Source organism: Pseudomonas sp. UV AK001, from assembly GCF_046097675.1.
GTDB classification, from domain to species: Bacteria; Pseudomonadota; Gammaproteobacteria; order Pseudomonadales; family Pseudomonadaceae; genus Aquipseudomonas; species Aquipseudomonas kribbensis.
Genome location: NZ_JBJUVZ010000007.1, coordinates 211,595 through 232,462, shown reverse-complemented (window position 1 = coordinate 232,462; position 20,868 = coordinate 211,595). Strand labels below are relative to the sequence as shown.

Here is a 20,868-nt window from a genome sequence, read left to right as displayed (position 1 = left end):
GCTCGCCGTAGGCTGAATGGTGGTTTCAAGAGCACCTCTAAAGACAGGGCAAAGGCGGTATCCGGTGATGCGCAGCGCAGGTTCGGCGCGCAGTTTACACACCGCGAAGCGGCATGACTCGTCGGTCACGACTGACGAACGGTCATCCGACTCAGCCGGCGTTTTTGGAGGTGCCCTTGTGCCCGATGAGCATCAACCGCCAGGTTCGCCTAGGCGACTTTCTTTTCACCGGAGAGTAACGAGGAATCCATGAAGGTTCTTGTAGCTGTCAAACGCGTTGTGGATTACAACGTCAAGGTTCGCGTCAAGGCGGACAATTCCGGCGTAGACCTCGCCAACGTCAAGATGTCGATGAACCCGTTCTGCGAAATCGCAGTGGAAGAAGCCGTACGCCTGAAAGAAAAAGGCGTTGCGACTGAAATCGTCGTCGTCTCCATCGGCCCGTCCACCGCTCAGGAACAGCTGCGTACCGCACTGGCTCTGGGTGCCGACCGCGCCATCCTCGTCGAATCCGCTGAAGACCTGACTTCCCTGGCTGTGGCCAAGCTGCTCAAGGCCGTGGTCGACAAGGAACAGCCTCAGCTGGTGATCCTGGGCAAACAGGCCATCGACAGCGACAACAACCAGACCGGCCAGATGCTCGCTGCACTGAGCGGCTACGGTCAGGGCACTTTCGCCTCGAAAGTCGAAGTCTCCGGCGACAGCGTTGCCGTGACCCGCGAAATCGACGGCGGCGCGCAGACCGTTTCCCTGAAACTGCCAGCGATCGTCACCACCGACCTGCGTTTGAACGAGCCGCGCTACGCGTCCCTGCCAAACATCATGAAAGCCAAGAAGAAGCCTCTCGAGACGCTGACTCCGGACGCTTTGGGCGTTTCCACCGCCTCCACCAACAAGACCCTGAAAGTCGAAGCGCCAGCTGCACGCAGCGCAGGCATCAAGGTCAAGTCGGTGGCTGAACTGGTCGAGAAACTGAAAAACGAAGCGAAGGTAATCTAATCATGACTATCTTGGTAATCGCCGAACACGACAACAAGGTGCTGGCTCCGGCCACCCTGAACACTGTTGCTGCCGCTGCCAAAATCGGTGGCGACATCCACGTTCTGGTCGCAGGTCAGGGCGCTGGCGCCGTGGCTGAAGCCGCAGCGAAAATCGCTGGCGTGAGCAAAGTCCTGAACGCCGACAATGCTGCCTACGCGCATCAGCTGCCGGAAAACGTTGCTCCGCTGGTTGCCGAACTGGGCAAGGGTTACAGCCACATCCTGGCTGCCGCCACTTCCAACGGCAAAAACATCCTGCCGCGCGTTGCCGCCCAGCTGGACGTTGACCAGATCTCCGAGATCATCTCGGTCGAAAGCGCTGACACCTTCAAGCGTCCGATCTACGCCGGTAACGCCATCGCTACCGTGCAATCGACTGCTGCGATCAAAGTGATCACCGTGCGTGCCACCGGTTTCGATCCGGTTGCTGCTGAAGGTGGTTCGGCTGCCGTTGAAGCGGTCGCCGCTGCTCACAACACCGGCACTTCCAGCTTCGTCAGCGAAGAGCTTGCGAAATCTGATCGTCCTGAGCTGACCGCTGCCAAGATCGTCGTTTCCGGCGGCCGCGGCATGCAGAACGGCGACAACTTCAAACACCTGTACGCCCTGGCCGACAAGCTGGGTGCCGCTGTGGGTGCTTCCCGCGCCGCGGTCGACGCAGGTTTCGTACCGAACGACATGCAGGTCGGTCAGACCGGCAAGATCGTTGCGCCTCAGCTGTACATCGCCGTCGGTATCTCCGGCGCGATCCAGCACCTGGCCGGCATGAAAGACTCCAAAGTGATCGTAGCGATCAACAAGGACGAAGAAGCGCCGATCTTCCAGGTGGCCGATTACGGCCTGGTGGCGGATCTGTTCGAAGCCGTACCTGAGCTGGAGAAGCTGGTCTAATCCGGCGGCTTCACTTATAAAGAGCCCGGCCTGTTGGTCGGGCTTTTTTTTGTCTCGGATTTGAGTGGGAGCGTTTCGCCATGGATCTGCATCGCCGGTTGGGCTTCTCGTTATTGCTGTGTTCCAGCCTATTGCCGGGGTTGTCTGTGGCAGCGGGCAAATGCGAGCGACTGGTCGTCACCGGCAGCCCCGATGCACCGCCGTATCTCTGGCAGGATCCGCAGAATCCCAAACAGTTGATTGGTGCCAGTGCCGACCTGTTGCAGCTAGTGGCGAAGGATCTGGGCATCAAGGTCGAACTGCTGTATGCCGGCAAGCGCTCGCAGGCCCTCGACGAAGTGCGCAGCGGGCGCATGGACATGCTGGCCGACGCGCCGCTGGCCTTCAACGAGCTGGAAAACCTCGACTACATCCATCCGCCACTGCTGGAAAACGACTATCTGGTGTGGACCCGCAAGGGCTCGACCCTGGTCTACAGCGAAGCCAAGGATCTTCAGGGCCATCAAGGAGGATTGTCGGAAAAGTCTCGAATGACCCAGGCATTCAATACTTTCGCCGAGAAGCAATTGACCCTGACCCGTACGGCAAACCTCACTCAGGCCCTGCAGAAACTTCTGCTGGGCGAGGTGGAATATGTACTCGCCGGCCGCTACTCGGGGATGGCGGCCGCGCAGGCATTGGGCATGGCCAATGATCTGCTGGCCTTCGAGCAACCGATTGACCGGCCCGGTCTGTTCCTGGCGCTTTCCCACAACTCGGCCTGCAACGATCCGTGGTTGCGCGGACAGCTGGCCAAAAAGATGACAGAATTGCCCGCGTCCGGCCTGACGGAAGCCGCGCTGCAACGCAACATCGAGCGCTGGAAGGCGCAGCAGCAACAGCCGCCGCAACAACCTGTCAGCGCCCCAAAACAGTAGGGATTCTTAGTGAGTAATCGAGTTCTTTTCACGGCCCTGGCCGTTCTGGCCCTGACCGGTTGTGCCAGCGATCCGGCACCCAATGAACAAATGCGCCTGACCGAACAGGCGCTGGAGCAGGCCAAGGCCGTCGGCGCCACCGCCGACGAAGTGCCGGAAATGAAACTGGCAGAAGACAAGTTCAACCGGGCCAAGGGCAGCATGGCCGGCGAATCCTTCAAGAACGCGCGGATGCGTGCCGAACAGGCCGAGCTGGATGCACGTCTGGCCGAAGCCAAGGTGCTGACCCAGAAGAGCGAAGAGCAGCTGAACGTGCTCAACACCCGCATCGTCCGCCTGCGCAAGCAACTGGGGGATGCCCAATGAAGCTGACTTCAAAAGCCTTCGGCACTCTGATCCTCGTGGGTTGCGCCAGCCTTTACGGTTGCGCCGGTCAACACAGCGAAACCGCCTTGCAGGAAGCCAGCGCTGACTTCCAGAAGGTCAAGGAAGATTCCAATGTGCTGCGTATCGCGCCAAAAGACGTGATCCGTGCCGGTGAATCCCTGGCCCGCGCCGATCGCCTTTCTACATATTGGGGCAGTGGCTCGGACGTGGCGCATTACTCCTATCTGAGCCAGCGCTACAGCCAGATCGCCCGCGAGCACACCAACCTGGTACTCAACGAAGAGCGCGCGGCGAAGCTGGAGCTTGAGCGTCAACGCCTGCAACTGGCACTGCGCGAGTCCAAACTGTTGAGCGTGCAGCAGCAGGGCAAATGGCTGGAAGAACAGATTGTCGCTTTGGCCACCACCCAGACCGACCGTGGTCTGGTAATGACCTTGGGTGACGTATTGTTCGACACCGGCGAGGCGGAGCTGAAGAATTCGGCCAATCGCGTGGTCCTGAAGATCGTGCAGTTCCTGCAACTCAATCCGAAACGTGTGGTGCGTATCGAGGGATACACCGACAGCACTGGCGGCAAGCAGGAAAACCTCAAGCTGTCCCGTGACCGTGCACAGTCGGTAGCTGATGTGTTGACCGACCTGGGCATCGACGAAAAACGCATTCAGGTCGAAGGCTACGGTGACGAATACCCGGTGGACGCCAACGCTTCCGAGCGTGGGCGAGCACAGAACCGTCGGGTGGAAATCGTGTTCTCCGACGAAAAGGGCCAGCTCGGCGCCGCCCGCTGAGGGTGGCGTTACTGGAAAGCCCGGCCTGTCATGCAGCGCCGGGCTTTTTTACGTCTGTCGATTACCTCACAAAGCAGTACAGATTTATCCGACACTGGACTGTATGGTTGACTAATATGGCAACTGTCCCAGTACACTTCAGAACTGTTCCGGTATTGTTCACACAAAAATAAAACGCCCGTGATATCGAGTGCTGCGTCATGACCAATCTCTTGCTCTACCAACGTATTGCTCAACAGCTGGCCGAAGACATCCGCCGTGGCGTCTATCAACCGGGCGAGCGCGTGCCTTCGGTGCGCAAGATGAGTTCGCAGCTCAACGTCAGCCATGCCACTGTGTTGCAGGCTTACGCCAACCTCGAGGATCAGGGGCTGATCCGTGCACGGCCGCAATCCGGTTACTACGTACACCAGACGCCGGCCCTGACTGCACCGACCCCGGACATTGCCCGGGTCGAACGACCAGGCTTGGTCACCCGCGCCAGCATCATTCAGCAAGTATTGGTCGAGTCGCGCCGCGAAGGCGTGTTCCCGTTGGGCGCGGCGGTGCCGAGTGTCGATTACTTGCCAGTACGCGCGCTGCATCAGCAATTGGCAAAGGTCACCCGATTCCATAGCCCGCGCGCTTTCAGCTACATGTTCAGTCCGGGCTTCGAGCCGTTGCGCCGACAAGTGGCGATCCGCATGCGCGACGCTGGTGTGGTGGTCGATCCGTCGGAAGTGGTGATCACCCACGGTTGTGTCGATGCCTTGCAGATGTCGTTGCGGGTGCTGACCCGTCCGGGCGATCTGATCGCCGCCGAATCGCCAACCTATTACGGACTGCTGCAACTGGCCGACCTGTTGGGCCTGAAAGTCATCGAAATCCCCAGCGACCCGGCCACCGGCATGAGCCTGGAAGCCCTGCAACTGGCGGCCAACCAGTGGTCGATCAAAGCCCTGGTGCTGACGACCCGGCTGAGCAACCCACTGGGTGGCACCATGCCCGAAGAGCGGCAAAAACAATTGCTGCGTCTGGCCTCGGACTTCGATATCCAGATCGTCGAAGACGACATTTATGGCGAACTGATGTTCGAGCAAGGTCGCACCAAGGCCCTCAAGGCCTACGACCGGCTGGATCGGGTCATTTACTGTTCGAGTTTCTCCAAGACCCTGTCGCCGGGTGTGCGCGTGGGCTGGATGATTGCCGGCAAATATCAGCAGGAAATCCAGCGTCTGCAGACTTTCACCACGCATTCGGCTTGTAGCGTCACGCAAATGGCGATTGCCGCCTATCTGGAAAATGGCGGTTATGACCGGCATTTACGGTACATCCGCCAGGAATACCGAAAAAACCTCAGCGCATTCCAGCTGGCGGTGCAGCAGTACTTCCCCGAAGGCACGCAAATGACCCGGCCCACGGGCGGTTTCATTCTTTGGGTGAGCCTGCCGGGGCGGGTCAACACCCAGGAATTGCATGTCCGCGCGTTACAGCAGGGCATCAGCATCGCGCCCGGGTTGATCTTCAGTAATACCGAGCAGTTCAACCACTGTATCCGCCTGAATTGCGGCACGCCGTGGAATCGCGAGGCGGAACGGGCGTTGATGACTTTGGGTCTGCTGGCGACTCAACTGTGTCAGGAAACGGCCGGCGGTTTCTGAACGGACAGTGAGGCGCGCTTGTCATGCGGCGTTCAACAGGCGAGCATATGGCCCTCTGCCGTTAGCGTTGTAGGTTCCATGAAAGCGATTTTTCCTGCTGCCTGGGTTTTGCTTGGTCTGTTGATGATCGGTCACGCGCCAGCTGTCATGGCCGCTGCCGTTTCGGAAAAACCGACAGCAGCCTCCACGGTGAAAAAACCGGTGGCCAGCAAGAAAGCCGTACCTGCAAAGGACAAGCAGCAGAAGAAAGCGGCCCCGGCAAAGAAACGTGCGCCGATCGCCTCAAAGTCGAAATCGGCCCGTGAAGTGGTCAAGACGCCGCTCCCCCCGGCCAAACTCGACTTGAGTCTGCCCAGGGATATGGTTCAGCAGCTGAAACCGGTCGGCGCCGTGCCATTGCCCAAGCGCGAGGCGATCCTGCCGCAGATGTTCGGCGAGAAGAACAGCGGTTTCCAGCTCAACGGTCGCCTGCTCAGCAACGAAATGCAGTTGCAGCTGCGTAACGAAGAGCGCCGTGAAGTCGAAGGCGCAGCGCTGGATTTCGAATTCAAGCAGTAAATTCAATCGATCCGTGACCCGCAGACCAGACGCTTTGTCGGAGACTGGTCAGTCACTTTCGTTTCTGCGTAAAAACCCCGGTTCAGGGAATTTAAAACAGCCGTTTTAGCGGTTACCCTGTTCCGCGTCCCTTTAACACATTGCCCGTCGCGAGGAACTCGTCGTCATGAAATGCCGTGAAGGCTGTGGCGCCTGTTGCATTGCCCCCTCCATCAGCTCGCCGATTCCAGGCATGCCCGATGGCAAACCTGCCGGCGAACGTTGCGTTCAGCTCTCGGTCGAAAACCTGTGCAGCATTTTCGGCCGGCCGGAACGTCCAGCCGTCTGTTCAGGGTTCAGCGCCGATGTCGAAGTCTGCGGAAGCAGTCAGGAAGAGGCGATCAGACTGCTCGGCTGGTGGGAGCAGATGACGGCGGCGTGATGTGTCAAACGTACGGAACTTCAACAATAAGGAATAAGACTATGGGTTCGCTGCATCGTATCGCTGTGTTGTGTGGTTTGACTGCCGTGCTGGCCACTTCGGCTGCCCAGGCTGAAGACTGGAAAGTGGCCAAGAACGAAGACGGCATCAAGGTCTCCCTGAGCGAAGTGCCGGGTTCGGACTACAAGTCGTATCAGGGCGTGACCTTGATGAAGACCACCGTCGCCAAACTGCGCGCACTGCAGGAAGACGTCTCCGGTGCCTGTGCCTGGATTCACGAGTGCAAGACCCAGAAACTGCTCAAGCACGAAGGCGATCAGAGCTGGACCTACACCCAGTTCAACACGCCATGGCCGGTAACCCCGCGCGACTCGATCCTGCACGTCACCACCGTTGAAGGCGCCGATGGCAGCCTGACCCGCAATCTGGAAGGCGTGCCGAAGTACCTGCCGGAAGAAAAAGGCTTTGTGCGTGTCGCTCAGGTCAAAGGCTTCTGGAAATTCGTGCCAAAGGGCGATCAGGTTGAAGTGACCTACCAGGTCCACACCGAGCCGGGTGGCAGCGTGCCGTCGATGATTGCCAACAAGTTCGTGGTCGACGCACCGTTCAATACCCTGAAAGCCCTGAAAGAACGCGCCGAGAAGTAAGCGTCGCGTGCTCTGCAAACGCCCCGAAGAACTCGGGGCGTTTTGTTTTGTAGCGATATTGTGTTTCCGGATATGCGTTGCACGAAATTTTCACAAACGCTTCAAGACAATTCGCCCGCGCAATTTGAATCTGTCCGGGTATGCCGTGCCTTTAATGAAAGTGTCCGGCTGCGGGGCAGTAATCAATGGCAATGCCGCCGGTGATCGTGCAACATTTGCGCACCGCACAAGCCCCGGGGCCTGGAATGGCCAACAGAGGGCAGGGCGCAGCTGTATTTTTGCAACTTCAACTTCCAATGGGTCCTAAAACGACATGGCAAACCCGGACGCCCTGAATCAGCAGCGATCTTCCAGTCGCCTGCTGCAACCGACCGTCAAATCGCATCTGGCCTACACGCTCTTGTGCGCGCTGGTCATGATGGTGATGTTTTCCGTGCTGCGCCTCGCGCTGCTGGTCTACAACCGCGAGATGATCCTCGACACCCCGGCTTCGACCTTTCTCGAAGCCTTCGCCAACGGCCTGCGTTTCGACCTGCGCCTGGTGGTCTACCTCTGCGTTCCGATGGTGCTGGCGCTGTTCAGTGCCCGGGCCATGGCCGCACGCGGCTTCTTCCGTTTGTGGCTGACCGTAACCTCCAGCATCGCGCTGTTCCTCGGCCTGATGGAGATGGACTTCTACCGTGAGTTCCACCAGCGCCTCAACGGCCTGGTGTTCCAGTACGTGAAGGAAGACCCGAAAACCGTGATGAGCATGCTCTGGTACGGTTTCCCGGTGGTGCGTTACCTGCTGGCGTGGGCCGTGGGCACGGTGATCCTGACGCTGGCGTTCAAGGGCGCCGACCGTCTGACCCGTCCGCGTGGCCCGTTCAGCGGCGGCAACGTCGGCACTCGTCAGGTGGCGCCATGGTATGCGCGTCTGGCGGTGTTCGTGGTGTGCCTGCTGATCTGTGTGGTTGCCGTGCGCGGTACCCTGCGTCAGGGCCCGCCGCTGCGTTGGGGTGACGTGTACACCACCGAATCGAACTTCGCCAACCAGCTCGGCCTCAATGGCACCCTGTCGCTGATTGCGGCAGCCAAGGACCGCATGGGTGAAGACCGCAACAACATCTGGAAAGCCACTCTGCCTCAGGATCAGGCACAGAAAGTCGTGCGCGACATGCTGGTGATGCCGGACGACAAACTGGTCGACGCCGACATCGCCGCCGTGCGTCGTGACTACACGCCGCCAGCCGACAAGACCCTGCCGATCAAGAACGTTGTCGTGATCCTGATGGAAAGCATGGCCGGTCACTCGGTGGGCGCCCTTGGCGCGCCGGGCAACATCACGCCGTACCTCGACAAACTGTCGAAGGAAGGCCTGCTGTTCGACCGCTTCTTCTCCAACGGTACCCATACCCACCAGGGCATGTTCGCCACCATGGCGTGCTTCCCGAACCTGCCGGGTTTCGAATACCTGATGCAGACCCCGGAAGGCAGTCACAAACTGTCCGGCCTGCCGCAGCTGCTCAGCGCCCGCAAGTATGACGACGTCTACGTCTACAACGGTGACTTTGCCTGGGACAACCAGTCCGGTTTCTTCAGCAACCAGGGCATGACCAACTTCGTTGGCCGCAATGACTTCGTCAACCCGGTGTTCTCCGATCCGACCTGGGGCGTGTCCGACCAGGACATGTTCGACCGCGGTCTGGTGGAACTGAAGGCACGGGAAAACGGCAAGCCGTTCTACGCGCTGCTGCAAACCCTGTCCAACCACACGCCGTACGCCTTGCCGACGCCATTGCCGGTCGAGCGCGTGACCGACCGTGGCACGCTCAACGAGCACCTGACCGCCATGCGTTACGCAGACTGGGCACTGGGCCAGTTCTTCGAGAAGGCCCGCAAGGAGCCTTACTTCAAGGAAACCCTGTTCGTCATCGTCGGCGACCACGGCTTCGGCAACGAGCGTCAGATCACCGAAATGGACCTGGGCCGTTTCAACGTACCGATGCTGATGATCGCACCGGGCATCCAGGAAAAATTCGGTACCCGTGACCACACCGTGGGTACCCAGATCGACATCGTGCCGACCATCATGGGTCGTCTGGGTGGCGAAGTGCGTCATCAGTGCTGGGGTCGTGACCTGCTCAACCTGCCGGCAGGCGACACCGGTTTCGGTGTGATCAAGCCGTCGGGCAGCGAGCAGACCACTGCCATCGTGACCGCTGACCAGATTCTGGTACTGCCGAAAGAAAAGGAAATGGCGCCGAAGATCTACCAGTACCAACTGGGCGCGAATCCTTCGGCTGAAATCATTCCGGATGCACCGCGTACTGCCGAGCTGAAACTCAAGCTCGAAGCGTTCCTGCAGACGGCTACCAAGAGCCTGCTCGACAACACCGCCGGTGTGATTAACGGCAAGCCGGACTGATCATTCCGCGCAATAAAAAAGAGGCCCTTTTCAGGGCCTCTTTTTTTTTCGGTCAAAACGTCATATGCGGCCGAGCAACAGCAGCACCAACAGTACAATCAGCACTACGCCGATAATGCCCGAAGGACCGTAACCCCAACTTCTGGAGTGCGGGAAGACCGGCAGACCACCGATCAGCAACAGGATCAGGATAATGATAAGAATTGTGCCCATGTCGATTTCCTTGTTGATAGTGTCTGAGGAGTCTCGTTGTTCAAGGGCGGCTGGAAGTTGAACTAAATCCAGACGGCTTACAAATTCCGACTGGCGCGCGTGAAAGAAAATTCAATGTTTTTTTAATGTATTTGGTTCACGGTCTTATTTCGTTCGATGCCACGGTTTGCTCTTGCCATTCAGCAATCTGATGGAGCGTGGGTCGCTCCGGATCCTTCGCTACACTTCGCGCATCTTCCCCGGAACAACAAGGCTGTCTGTTATGCAAAATCGCATGATGATCACTGGTGCGGGCTCCGGCCTGGGTCGCGAAATCGCGCTGCGCTGGGCGCGTGAAGGCTGGCAACTGGCCTTGTCCGACGTCAGTGAGCCGGGCCTGCAGGAAACCCTCAAACTCGTTCGCGAGGCCGGCGGCGATGGTTTCATCCAGCGCTGCGACGTGCGCGATTACAGTCAGCTCACCGCATTCGCCCAGGCCTGCGAAGTGAAGTTCGGTGGCATCGACATCATCGTCAACAATGCCGGTGTGGCCTCGGGCGGATTCTTCAGCGAACTGTCGCTGGAAGACTGGGACTGGCAGATCGCGATCAACCTGATGGGCGTGGTCAAGGGCTGCAAGGCCTTCCTGCCGCTGCTGGAGCAGAGCAAGGGCAAGATCATCAACATCGCCTCGATGGCGGCACTGATGCAAGGTCCGGCGATGAGCAACTACAACGTGGCCAAGGCTGGCGTCGTGGCATTGTCCGAAAGTCTGCTGATCGAACTGGCCCAACAGGAAGTTGGCGTCCATGTGGTTTGCCCGTCGTTTTTCCAGACCAATCTGCTGGACTCGTTCCGTGGTCCGACACCGGCCATGAAAGCCCAGGTCGGCAAGTTGCTGGAAAGTTCGCCGATTACCGCCGCCGATATTGCCGACTACATCTACCAGCAGGTCGCGGCCGGCGAGTTCATGATCCTGCCCCACGAACAGGGCCGCATGGCCTGGGCGATCAAGCAGAAGAACCCGCAGCTGCTGTACAACGAAATGACCGCGATGGCCGAAAAAATGCGCGCCAAGGCCAAGCAGAACAACGGCTGAACTTGCACCGCCAAAGCCCCGTCGTTAGGGTGACCGCCACAGTCACCCTGACGAGTTATCTGCATGCTCAACTACTTGTGGTTTTTCCTCGCCGCGCTGTTTGAAATCGCCGGCTGTTTCGCTTTCTGGATGTGGTTGCGCCAGGGCAAGAGCGCCTTGTGGGTGATCCCGGCGCTGCTCAGCCTGACCCTGTTTGCGCTGCTGTTGACGCGTGTTGAAGCGACCTACGCCGGTCGCGCCTACGCCGCTTACGGCGGCATCTACATCATTGCCTCGATTGGCTGGCTGGCCGTGGTCGAGCGCATCCGTCCGCTGGGATCGGACTGGATCGGTGTCGCCTTGTGCGTGATCGGGGCCAGCGTGATTCTGTTCGGGCCACGGTTTTCGGCGACTTGAAACACCGGTTTGACGGAAACGTCTGAAGGCTGATGCGTCATGGCGTGTAGGGTTTGACTGATTTGCCCGCCGCGCATTGTAGGGCGTCCGAAAGCCGCGCATCTTCAAGGCTCGAAAACCTTGAAGGACAACCCTCATGCTTGTACTCAGCCGTGTCGTCGGTGAACTGATTTCCATCGGCGACAACATCACTTTGCGTGTTCTGGCGGTCAACGGCTCCAGCGTGCGATTCGGCGTCGAGGCGCCAAAGCAGGTCAATGTGCACCGTGCCGAAGTCTACGAGCGGATCCAGCACAAGCAGGCCAGCGGCAAGGGCCGCTGACCGTTTTCAGTCGAACAGGTGCTTGGGCACGTCGTGCTTGAGCATCAATTGGCATTGCTCGCTTTCCGGATCGAAGACGATCAGCGCCTGCCCCTTGATCAGGGCCTGGCGAACCCGCAACACGCGGGTTTCCAGCGGGGTGTCGTCACCGTTGTCGGTGCCGTCGCGGGTGACGAAATCCTCGATCAGGCGGGTCAGGGTGTCGACTTCGAGCGCGTCGTAGGGAATCAACATGGGCACCTCGGCAAAATCAATGTCGGGATGCTACGGCGAATGATCGCCGAGGGCCAGACTCAACTGTCCGCGCGTTGCCCCACCAGACTGTCCACCGAGGGCACCCGGGTGTCGCTTTCCATTTGTGTCTCGTGTTCGATCTGGTGACTGAAGCGATCCAGTGACGCGTTGGCCGGTTGCGCATCGCTGGCGAATACCGGCGGGCTCAGGATGTACGCCCCCAGCAGACGACTGAGTGCGGCGAGGCTGTCGATGTGCGTGCGTTCGTAGCCGTGGGTCGCGTCGCAACCGAAGGCCAGCAGGGCGGTGCGGATGTCGTGACCGGCGGTGACCGCCGAATGGGCGTCGCTGAAGTAGTAGCGGAACAGGTCGCGCCGCACCGGCAACTCGTTTTCGCCAGCCAGACGCAGCAGATGCCGTGACAAGTGATAGTCATACGGCCCGCCGGAATCCTGCATCGCCACGCTCACCGCGTGCTCGCTGGAGTGCTGGCCGGGCGCAACCGGCGCGATGTCGATCCCGACGAACTCGCTGACATCCCACGGCAGGGCCGCCGCCGCGCCGCTGCCGGTTTCCTCGGTGATGGTGAACAGCGGATGGCAATCGATCATCAACTCCTGACCGCTGTCGACGATGGCCTTCAGCGCTGCGAGCAGCGCCGCGACCCCTGCCTTGTCATCGAGGTGACGGGCGCTGATGTGGCCGCTTTCGGTGAATTCCGGCAGCGGATCGAACGCCACCACATCCCCCACGCAGATACCCAGCGAATCGCAATCGGCGCGTGTCGCGCAGTAGGCGTCCAGACGCAGTTCCACGTGATCCCAGCTGATCGGCATCTCGTCCACGGCCGTGTTGAAGGCATGCCCGGACGCCATCAGCGGCAACACGCTGCCACGGATCACGCCGTTGTCGGTAAACAGGCTGACGCGGCTGCCTTCGGCGAAACGGCTCGACCAGCAACCGACCGGCGCCAGGGTCAGACGGCCGTTGTCCTTCACCGCGCGCACGGCCGCACCGATGGTGTCCAGGTGCGCCGATACGGCGCGGTCGGGGCTGTTTTTCTTGCCCTTGAGGGTGGCGCGAATCGTGCCGCGTCGGGTCATTTCGAAGGGGATGCCGAGTTCCTCCAGACGCTCGGCGACGTAACGCACGATGGTGTCGGTGAACCCGGTGGGGCTGGGAATGGCGAGCATTTCCAGCAGGACTTTTTGCAGGTAGTTCAGATCCGGTTCGGGAATTTGGGTGGTCATGGAAACTCCTGTTGCGGAGCGCCATTCCCGCGTTGGGTGCGGGAATGACGCAGAAGAGAGATCAAACGGCCGGCTGACTGTGTGGAAACAACAGATCCACAAACCGTTCGGCCGTCGGCTGCGGCTCATGGTTGGCCAGGCCCGCCCGTTCGTTGGCTTCGATGAACACGTATTCCGGCTGATCGGCGGCAGGCACCATCAGGTCGAGCCCGACCATCGGAATGTCCAGCGCTCGCGCCGCGCGCACGGCGGCATCGACCAGGGTCGGATGCAGAATCGCCGTGACGTCCTCCAGAGTGCCGCCGGTGTGCAGATTCGCCGTACGCCGCACGAACAGATGCTCGCCGGCCGGCAGGATGCTGCTGTAGTCGTAACCCGCCGCGTGCAACGTGCGCTGGGTTTCGTGGTCCAGCGGGATTTTGCTTTCGCCGCCGGTGGCCGCTTGCCGGCGGCGGCTCTGGGCTTCGATCAGCGCGCCGATGGAGTGATGACCGTCGCCGACCACCTCGGCCGGCCGGCGGATCGCGGCTGCGACCACGTCGAAACCGATCACCAGAATCCGCAGGTCGAGGCCTTCGTGGAAGCTTTCGAGCAGCACGCGGCTGTCAAACTGTTTCGCTGAATCGATCGCTTGTTGCACTTCTTCAATGCTTTGCAGGTCAACGGCCACGCCCTGACCTTGCTCGCCATCCAGCGGCTTGACCACCACCCGCTGATGCTCGTCGAGAAACGCCAGATTGTCGTCCGCGTTCGCCGCCAGTTGCTGTGACGGCACATTCAACCCGGCGTTTTTCAGCACTTTATGGGTCAGGCTTTTGTCCTGACACAGATTCATGCTGATGGCACTGGTCAGGTCGCTCAGGGATTCGCGGCAACGCACCCGACGCCCGCCGTGGCTGAGGGTGAACAGCCCGGCATCGGCATCGTCCACTTGCACGTCGATGCCACGTCGATGGGCTTCCTCGACGATGATCCGCGCGTAGGGATTGAAATCGGCCTCTGGCCCGGGCCCGAGAAACAGCGGCTGATTGATGCCGTTCTTGCGCTTGATGGCGAAGGTCGAAAGGTTACGAAAGCCGAGTTTGGCGTAGAGGTTCTTCGCCTGACGGTTATCGTGCAACACCGACAGATCCAGGTAGCTCAAACCGCGACTCATGAAGTGTTCGATCAGGTGCCGCACCAGCACTTCGCCGACCCCGGGACGCGAACACTGCGGATCGACCGCCAGGCACCAGAGGCTGCTGCCGTTTTCCGGGTCGTTGTAAGCCTTCTGATGATTGAGGCCCATGACGCTGCCGATCACTGCGCCGCTGTCTTCGTCTTCAGCCAGCCAGTACACCGGCCCGCCCTGATGGTGCGGGGTGAGCAGGGTGGCATCGATCGGCAACATGCCGCGCGCCTGATACAGCTGATTGATCGACTGCCAGTCCTCTTCGCTTTGCGCGCGACGGATGCGAAAGCCACGAAACACCCGGGTTGCCTGACGATAATCGCTGAACCACAGGCGTAGGGTGTCCGATGGGTCGAGAAACAGTTGAGTCGGCTCCAGGCCGAGAATCTGCTGCGGCGCGGCCACGTACAGGGCGATGTCGCGCTCGCCGGGCTGCTCGTTAAGCAGTTCCTGGGCGAGGCTCGACGGATTGGGAAAGGTGTGGCCGATCAACAACCGGCCCCAGCCGCAATGCACGGCAATCGGCTCGGCACTCGGTTGGTTGCCATCCTCGGCGAGACGCGCCTGTAAACGTTCGTAGGAAGGTGTCTGACCGCGCAGCAGCCGTTGGCTGTAAGCCGTGGCGTGAGGTTTCATCGATCAGATTCCTTGTTCGCTGAGCCACAGGTTCAGAGCCGCCAATTGCCACAGCTTGGAGCCGCGCAGCGGGGTCAACTGGCCTTGTGGGTCGGTCAGCAATTTGTCGAGCATGGCGGGATTGAACAGGCCGCGATCCTGGCTCGGATCCAGCAGCAGTTCGCGCACCCAGTTCAGGGTGTCGCCTTGCAGATGCTTGAGGCCGGGTACCGGGAAGTAACCTTTCTTGCGATCAATCACTTCGCTCGGGATGACCAATCGCGCGGCTTCTTTCAACACCTGCTTGCCACCGTCGGGGAGTTTGAATTTGCCGGGAACACGGGCCGACAATTCCACCAGGCGATAGTCGAGAAACGGCGTGCGCGCCTCCAGCCCCCAGGCCATGGTCATGTTGTCGACGCGTTTGACCGGGTCGTCCACCAGCATCACCGTGCTGTCCAGACGCAGGGCCTTGTCGACCGCCGCATCGGCGCCGGGTTGTGCGAAATGTTCCTTCACGAAGTCGCCGGCAGCGTCATTGGCCGTCAGCCATTTCGGTTGCACCGTGGCAGCGTAATCGTCGTAGCTGCGGTCGAAAAACGCTTCGCGATACGCCGCGTATGGATCGGCCGCGCCATCGACTTGTGGATACCAGTGATAACCGGCGAACAATTCGTCGGCACCCTGGCCGCTCTGGACCACCTTGCAGTGCTTGGCCACTTCCCGGGACAGCAGGTAGAAGGCGATGCAGTCGTGACTGACCATCGGCTCGCTCATGGCGCGGAATGCGGCAGGCAGTTGCTCGATGATCTCTTTTTCGTCGATGCGCAGTTGATGGTGCCGGGTGCCGTAGTGTTTGGCGATCAGGTCGGAGTACTGGAACTCGTCACCGCGTTCACCGCCGGCATCCTGGAAACCGATGGAAAAGGTCGACAGGTTCTCCACGCCGACTTCACGCAGCAGGCCCACCAGCATGCTTGAATCGACACCGCCGGAAAGCAGCACACCGACATCCACTGCCGCCCGTTGGCGGATCGCCACGGCTTCGCGGGTGCTGTCGAGCACGCGGTCGCGCCAGTCTTCCAGGGTCAGATTTTTTTCGTCGTCGTGTGGGCCGTAAGGCAACGTCCACCAGGTTTTCTGCTCGGTGGTGCCGTCCGCTTCAATGCGCATCCAGCTTGCCGGTGGCAGCTTTTCGATCCCCGCCAGTAAGGTGCGCGGTGCCGGCACCACGGCGTGGAAATTCAGGTAATGGTTGAGCGCCACCGGATCGAGGATCGGGTTGATGTCGCCGCCCTTTAGCAATGCCGGCAGGGCCGAGGCAAAACGCAGGCGCTGGCCGGTGCGCGACAGGTACAACGGCTTCACACCGAGACGGTCGCGGGCGATGAACAGGCGCTGGGCATCGCGCTCCCAGATGGCGAAGGCAAACATGCCGTTGAGTTTTGGCAAAAGCGCCTCGCCCCAGGCGTGATAACCCTTGAGCAGCACTTCGGTGTCGCCGCCGGAGTAGAACGCATAACCGAGCGCTTCGAGTTCGGCGCGCAGTTCCGGGAAGTTGTAGATCGCGCCGTTGAAGGCCAGGGACAGGCCCAGTTGACTGTCGATCATCGGCTGCGCCGAGCCGTCCGAAAGGTCCATGATTTTCAGGCGTCGATGCCCTAGGGCAATCGGTCCCTGGGCATGGAAGCCCCACGCATCAGGGCCGCGAGGCGCCAGGTGATGGGTGATTCGCTCGATGGCTGCAAGGTCTGCAGGTTGTTGATCAAAACGTAACTCGCCAGCTAATCCGCACATAAAGTCCTTACCGGTTTTTCCGTTGGGGAGGGTGTCGCTGAACCGCGCCGAAATGGCCGGTACCCAGAAACTGACCCGGTGCGGATGTGGGAGTTTTAGAACGATCGGTTATAAGGGCGTCGGTCTGACCGGTGGGCCATTAGCATCCCGCAGGAAGTCAGAGGTAGTAGATAAGTATTCAAAACATACGGATTGCTGCTGGTTTGCTGGATTGAACGGGCAGTTTTCCGTGTTTTTTATTCATCGCCGGGATCGATAAGGTGAAGGGACTCAACAGCAATAAAGGAATATTGCCCATGCCCACGACACCGGAGTCGTCCACATCGATCACACTCACGGATAAACAGAAACTGAGCTTTCTGCTGGAGGTCACGGGCGATCTGGACATCGCCCAGACCTTGCAGAAAACCCTGCACCCCGCACTGCTCAACGCCAGCGCCGACACGTTGGCGACCCTCGACAAGACTGCGCGCGACCTGCATTCGGCCCAGACGCAAGTCGAGACAGACATGAGCCGTCTGCAATCGTTGAAGACTTTCTGCATCGAGCGCCTGACCAGTGCCCTGACAGCCCGTTGGTCAGTGACGTTCGACGTCGAAAAAGACTATCTGGAATTGCCCGGAAGCTATTGTGGCTGCGAGCCTGTGACCCCGCCCGGAGGCGGCGCGCCGGTGGTTCCGCCAGCCACTCCGACGCTGCTGGAAGCAGCAATGCAGAACTTCACCAAAGACGAGACGCAAGCGGAGTATTTCCCCGAGGGCAGCCTGCTGCGGATCGCCAGCAGGCCTGATGGCGTCCCGGGGCTGACGCCGGCAGTGTTTGCCGGGCTCTGTCGGGAACTGGATCTGGGGCAGCAGTACCAACTGCATTTCCAGGAGGTTTTCGGGGTGAGGGAGGTCAATGGTCAACGAGAGGCCAGCGGCTCCATGGTTCGCAATATCACCCTGATGAAAAAGCAGATGCTGAAGCTGGATCTGCATCTGGCGCTGCTCAAGGAACACGTTTCCCCGGAAGGCTTTCAGACAGTACAGCGTTTGATCGATGCCGCAGGTGTTGCCAGCGCCCAAAGCCTTCAATATCAGGGCAGGCCACTGATCATGCAGGGCATTGAACTGCTAGACAGCTGCATCTGGGGTGTCGTGGTGTTCTCCGAACGTTCGGTGGAGCTGGACCCTGATCAGAAGTGTCTGGTGTACATGCCCGGCGAACCGGGTCAGCCGTTGTACGAATATCCAAGCTTCAGCGGATTCATGGCCTATCTGGAATTCAAACTGAGAACAGGGAGTTTCAAAAGCTACTTCACGCACTGTATCGGCGAGGTCGACAGGATCGATTTCTTCAGCAAGTTTGCAGAGACCGGAAGTCTGGGGCACGCCAGATACCTGGAGGTGACAGGCTCATTGTTCGATTTCATGCTCAAGAGCCATGTCGGCAAACTGCAGCTCGATGCCCGTGCGCTCGCTGTGCCGACCGCCGATGTCGATGAAGAGGCGCGCAAGAAACGTTTGCTCCATTACCTGGAGATCGGAATGACCGTCGCCAACGTGGCGGGGTTCGTCGTACCGGTATTGGGACAACTGATGATGGGGGTGGCCATCGGGCAAATGCTCGCAGAGGTCTACGAGGGCATCGAGGACTGGAGTCGGGGCGATCGTCAGGAGGCGTTTTCACACCTGCTTGGCGTGGCCGAGAATATCGTCCTGATGGCCACCGTTGGAGCCGGCATCAAGGGCTTGAAGTCTTTGGCAATCAAAACCCTCCAGAAACACCCGGAGTTCTTCGAGACCTTCACCGCCATTCTTGACCGCAAGGGACAGGCGCGACTGTGGAAGCCGCAGTTGAATGCCTATAGGCAACCTTTACCGGCGGGGGCGGTTGCCGAAGCCGATGAGGCCGGTTTATACCGGGCGGACGGCAAATGTCTTGTGCGCATGGATCAGGATTTTTACGAAGTGGTACTGGATCCGGTGTCCAGAAGCTGGCGCGTCCAGCATCCACTTCGCCCGGATGCCTATGCGCCGCCACTCAAGCACGGTCGGCACGGGGGCTGGCGTCATGTCTGGGAGACCAGCGAACACTGGACCGGGGCCTACACCCTCAAGCGTATCGATCCACAACTGGCCGGGTACGACGACAGTCGTCTGGAAATGAGCCGCCGACTGACCGATACCCGATTCGATGAACTGCAGCGTCTGAGCGATGAGGGCCTGCCGATTCCTGCCCGACTGCGAGACACCCTTGAGCGGTTCAGGCTGGAACGCAGGTTGCGTGAGTTCGTGGCTGCGATGGAGCGGGGCGAGGCGAGCGATTCGCGTCATGCCGAGGAGCAGTTGCACGCTTTGCCCGGACTGGCGAACTGGCCCGCCGATCGCTACATCAAAGTTGTGGATGCAAACGGACGGCTGATCGAAACCTTCCCTGCGGGCTCGATTGACGATGACACCTCGAGCGTCATTGTGAGCAAGGATCAGTTGGCCGCAGGCGAACTGCTGCAGACCGTTCTCGACGGTTTGAACTCCCACGAAGTGGAGGCGTTGGTGGGGGCCGACTTGGCACCTGCCGATCAAGGCAGGGCGCTGGCGAAAGTGCTGGGGGCGGCGGTCAAGGCTGATCGCCGGTCAACGTTTGATCATCTTTACCGGCTATACGATCAGTCCCTCGACGGTGAAGTGCTCAAGGCAAGAAGTGTATGCCCAGAGATACCGGCACGCTCTGCACGGGACCTGATCCGCCGGTCTTCGAGTGTCGAGCGCTTGCAGCTACGTACCAGTGGCCGCGTGCCCATGGGTATTGCCCAGCGCTTGAACGAAGCTTCGGGCAACATTCGTCTGGACCGGGCGCTGACCGGGTTCTACCTGGCTGATATCGCCACCGTCGATACAGAGAAGCTGGCTATCGGGCTACTGCCGCAACTCAGTGGCTGGGATCAGCAGCTTTACCTTGAGTTGCGGGCCACGTCGCTCAACGGAAGTCTGCTGCAAACCCTCGGCAAACAATCGTCCACACCTGGCAACTCACTCACGCTGGTCCGGCTCGGGAATGGCTACGAGGTGTTCGACAGCCAGAATAAAGCCCTCGGCAGGACATCCGGCACGGACAGTCTTTATCAGGCCATCCTCAAGGGCCTTTCACCCCGTCAGGCCAAGGACATCGGATTTGTGCCATCCACGCCGGATGAGGGCAGGCGATTGCGAGGGCAACTGTTGAACGTTGCACTGGATGAGCGTGAAGGATGTGCCCGGATACTGGCAGGCGAGCCCTTTGAACCGATGTTCTCCGAACCGGTGTGCACGCTTGCGGACCCGCCGGCATCGAGTCATTCGCGGAGCTTGCTGCGCAAGGTGAAAGAACTCTACCCGTTGTTTACCGATGCTCAGGCCAGTGAATTCCTCGACCAGGCTGGCAGTGATCACCTCACCCGTGCCCTGCGAGTCAGGGAGTTGCGCCGTCATCTGAGCAAGCTGCGCAGTGAGCTCGATGTCTGGATCGATGATGAAGCGGCCATGAAAGCGCTGGGTGGCGATCTGAACGAAATATACGAGTGCCGCAGATTTGTGTCGTTCGAAATCGAAGACAGCTTTCGCCGGCTGATTTTCCTGCGCGACGAATCCTATCGTCCGGTGTATGGCTTGAAGCTCGACGGCATGCGATTTGGAAAGCTGCCGTTCCTGCCGATCGGGTTGACCTTTGACCATGTCAGGCATCTGTCGCTACAGAACATGTATCTGGACGACGACGTCGCCTATTTCCTCAGGTCTTTCAAGAATGTCGAAACCCTTGAACTGGGGCGTAACAGGCTCACCCGGTTACCGGAAATGATTTCGCGCATGCCCAATCTCAGGCGTCTGGGGCTTTCGCAGAACCGTATCCAGTTGACCGAGCACGACCTGGTGAAGTTGTCACGGATGCGTTTCCTGCGCAGCCTGGACCTGAGTGAAAACCCGTTGGGGGCAACCCTCGATGCCGGTGAAATGTTCGATTTGTCCGACCTCAATCTGCGCAACACCCGTACCACGGAGTTGCCCAAGGGCTGGAGCGGTTGCCGAATCTGGAACGTGTGGATCTGCGTGACAACGACATCCGTGATTTGCCTGCG

General features: G+C 59.8%; 18 protein-coding genes and 1 pseudogene. 14 read left to right on the top strand and 5 right to left on the bottom strand.

Annotated features, from left to right (window positions below):
• Positions 1-249: 249 nt before the first annotated feature.
• The 10 genes from ACKLNA_RS20030 to ACKLNA_RS19985 all read left to right on the top strand — a co-directional run bounded on the left by ACKLNA_RS20030 (position 250) and on the right by ACKLNA_RS19985 (position 9,696).
• Positions 250-999 carry an electron transfer flavoprotein subunit beta/FixA family protein gene (locus ACKLNA_RS20030; protein ID WP_007950859.1) on the top strand — a complete coding sequence of 250 codons (750 nt, stop codon included), beginning with the start codon at positions 250-252 and terminating at the stop codon, positions 997-999.
• 2 nt (positions 1,000-1,001) lie between these two features.
• Entirely contained in the window at positions 1,002-1,931 is a 930-nt protein-coding gene (locus ACKLNA_RS20025) for an electron transfer flavoprotein subunit alpha/FixB family protein (protein WP_408986854.1), read from the top strand.
• 80 nt (positions 1,932-2,011) lie between these two features.
• Positions 2,012-2,848: a substrate-binding periplasmic protein gene (locus ACKLNA_RS20020; RefSeq protein ID WP_408986853.1), complete on the top strand. Its 837-nt coding sequence runs from the start codon at positions 2,012-2,014 to the stop codon at positions 2,846-2,848.
• A gap of 9 nt (positions 2,849-2,857) precedes the next feature.
• Positions 2,858-3,214 carry a DUF4398 domain-containing protein gene (locus tag ACKLNA_RS20015; RefSeq protein ID WP_408986852.1) on the top strand — a complete coding sequence of 119 codons (357 nt, stop codon included), beginning with the start codon at positions 2,858-2,860 and terminating at the stop codon, positions 3,212-3,214.
• Complete coding sequence (locus ACKLNA_RS20010) at positions 3,211-4,023, top strand: OmpA family protein (RefSeq protein ID WP_085710901.1); 813 nt, start codon at positions 3,211-3,213, stop codon at positions 4,021-4,023. The genes ACKLNA_RS20015 and ACKLNA_RS20010 overlap by 4 nt, the downstream gene beginning before the upstream one ends.
• A gap of 200 nt (positions 4,024-4,223) precedes the next feature.
• Positions 4,224-5,663, top strand: coding sequence for a PLP-dependent aminotransferase family protein (locus ACKLNA_RS20005; RefSeq protein ID WP_003226969.1), 1,440 nt, complete (start codon positions 4,224-4,226; stop codon positions 5,661-5,663).
• 78 nt (positions 5,664-5,741) lie between these two features.
• The gene (locus ACKLNA_RS20000; RefSeq protein ID WP_408986851.1) at positions 5,742-6,221 is read left to right on the top strand and encodes a translation initiation factor 2; all 480 of its coding nucleotides are present in this window, start codon (positions 5,742-5,744) and stop codon (positions 6,219-6,221) included.
• 166 nt (positions 6,222-6,387) lie between these two features.
• Positions 6,388-6,642: a YkgJ family cysteine cluster protein gene (locus ACKLNA_RS19995; RefSeq protein WP_085710899.1), complete on the top strand. Its 255-nt coding sequence runs from the start codon at positions 6,388-6,390 to the stop codon at positions 6,640-6,642.
• Positions 6,643-6,683: 41 nt separating this feature from the next.
• A complete protein-coding gene (locus tag ACKLNA_RS19990) occupies positions 6,684-7,289 on the top strand; it encodes an START domain-containing protein (protein ID WP_085710898.1) in 606 nt (201 codons plus the stop codon).
• Positions 7,290-7,602: 313 nt separating this feature from the next.
• On the top strand, positions 7,603-9,696 hold the full coding sequence (locus ACKLNA_RS19985) for an LTA synthase family protein (protein ID WP_085710897.1): 2,094 nt from the start codon (positions 7,603-7,605) through the stop codon (positions 9,694-9,696).
• A 60-nt stretch (positions 9,697-9,756) separates the two neighbouring features.
• Here ACKLNA_RS19985 and ACKLNA_RS19980 read toward each other — a convergent pair whose 3' ends face one another.
• Positions 9,757-9,915 carry a DUF3309 family protein gene (locus tag ACKLNA_RS19980; RefSeq protein WP_408986936.1) on the bottom strand — a complete coding sequence of 53 codons (159 nt, stop codon included), beginning with the start codon at positions 9,913-9,915 and terminating at the stop codon, positions 9,757-9,759.
• Between the two features lie 256 nt (positions 9,916-10,171).
• Here ACKLNA_RS19980 and ACKLNA_RS19975 point away from each other — a divergent pair, with 256 nt between their 5' ends.
• The 3 genes from ACKLNA_RS19975 to csrA all read left to right on the top strand — a co-directional run bounded on the left by ACKLNA_RS19975 (position 10,172) and on the right by csrA (position 11,705).
• Positions 10,172-10,987, top strand: coding sequence for an SDR family oxidoreductase (locus tag ACKLNA_RS19975; protein ID WP_408986850.1), 816 nt, complete (start codon positions 10,172-10,174; stop codon positions 10,985-10,987).
• A gap of 63 nt (positions 10,988-11,050) precedes the next feature.
• Positions 11,051-11,383 (top strand): YnfA family protein, encoded by a 333-nt coding sequence (locus ACKLNA_RS19970; protein ID WP_085710895.1) that lies wholly within the window; start codon positions 11,051-11,053, stop codon positions 11,381-11,383.
• Positions 11,384-11,519: 136 nt separating this feature from the next.
• Complete coding sequence (gene csrA / locus ACKLNA_RS19965; protein WP_408986849.1) at positions 11,520-11,705, top strand: carbon storage regulator CsrA; 186 nt, start codon at positions 11,520-11,522, stop codon at positions 11,703-11,705.
• Between the two features lie 6 nt (positions 11,706-11,711).
• Here the strand turns inward: csrA and ACKLNA_RS19960 are convergent, their stop codons facing one another.
• The 4 genes from ACKLNA_RS19960 to ACKLNA_RS19945 all read right to left on the bottom strand — a co-directional run bounded on the left by ACKLNA_RS19960 (position 11,712) and on the right by ACKLNA_RS19945 (position 16,772).
• Entirely contained in the window at positions 11,712-11,939 is a 228-nt protein-coding gene (locus ACKLNA_RS19960; RefSeq protein WP_085710893.1) for a YheU family protein, read from the bottom strand.
• 59 nt (positions 11,940-11,998) lie between these two features.
• Positions 11,999-13,189 carry an osmoprotectant NAGGN system M42 family peptidase gene (locus ACKLNA_RS19955; RefSeq protein ID WP_134827724.1) on the bottom strand — a complete coding sequence of 397 codons (1,191 nt, stop codon included), beginning with the start codon at positions 13,187-13,189 and terminating at the stop codon, positions 11,999-12,001.
• A 61-nt stretch (positions 13,190-13,250) separates the two neighbouring features.
• On the bottom strand, positions 13,251-14,996 hold the full coding sequence (gene ngg / locus ACKLNA_RS19950; RefSeq protein WP_408986848.1) for an N-acetylglutaminylglutamine synthetase: 1,746 nt from the start codon (positions 14,994-14,996) through the stop codon (positions 13,251-13,253).
• A 3-nt stretch (positions 14,997-14,999) separates the two neighbouring features.
• On the bottom strand, positions 15,000-16,772 hold the full coding sequence (locus ACKLNA_RS19945) for an N-acetylglutaminylglutamine amidotransferase (RefSeq protein ID WP_085710890.1): 1,773 nt from the start codon (positions 16,770-16,772) through the stop codon (positions 15,000-15,002).
• A gap of 296 nt (positions 16,773-17,068) precedes the next feature.
• Here ACKLNA_RS19945 and ACKLNA_RS19940 point away from each other — a divergent pair.
• A pseudogene (locus ACKLNA_RS19940) lies at positions 17,069-20,581 on the top strand (dermonecrotic toxin domain-containing protein); the annotation flags it as partial.
• Positions 20,582-20,868 lie beyond the last annotated feature (287 nt).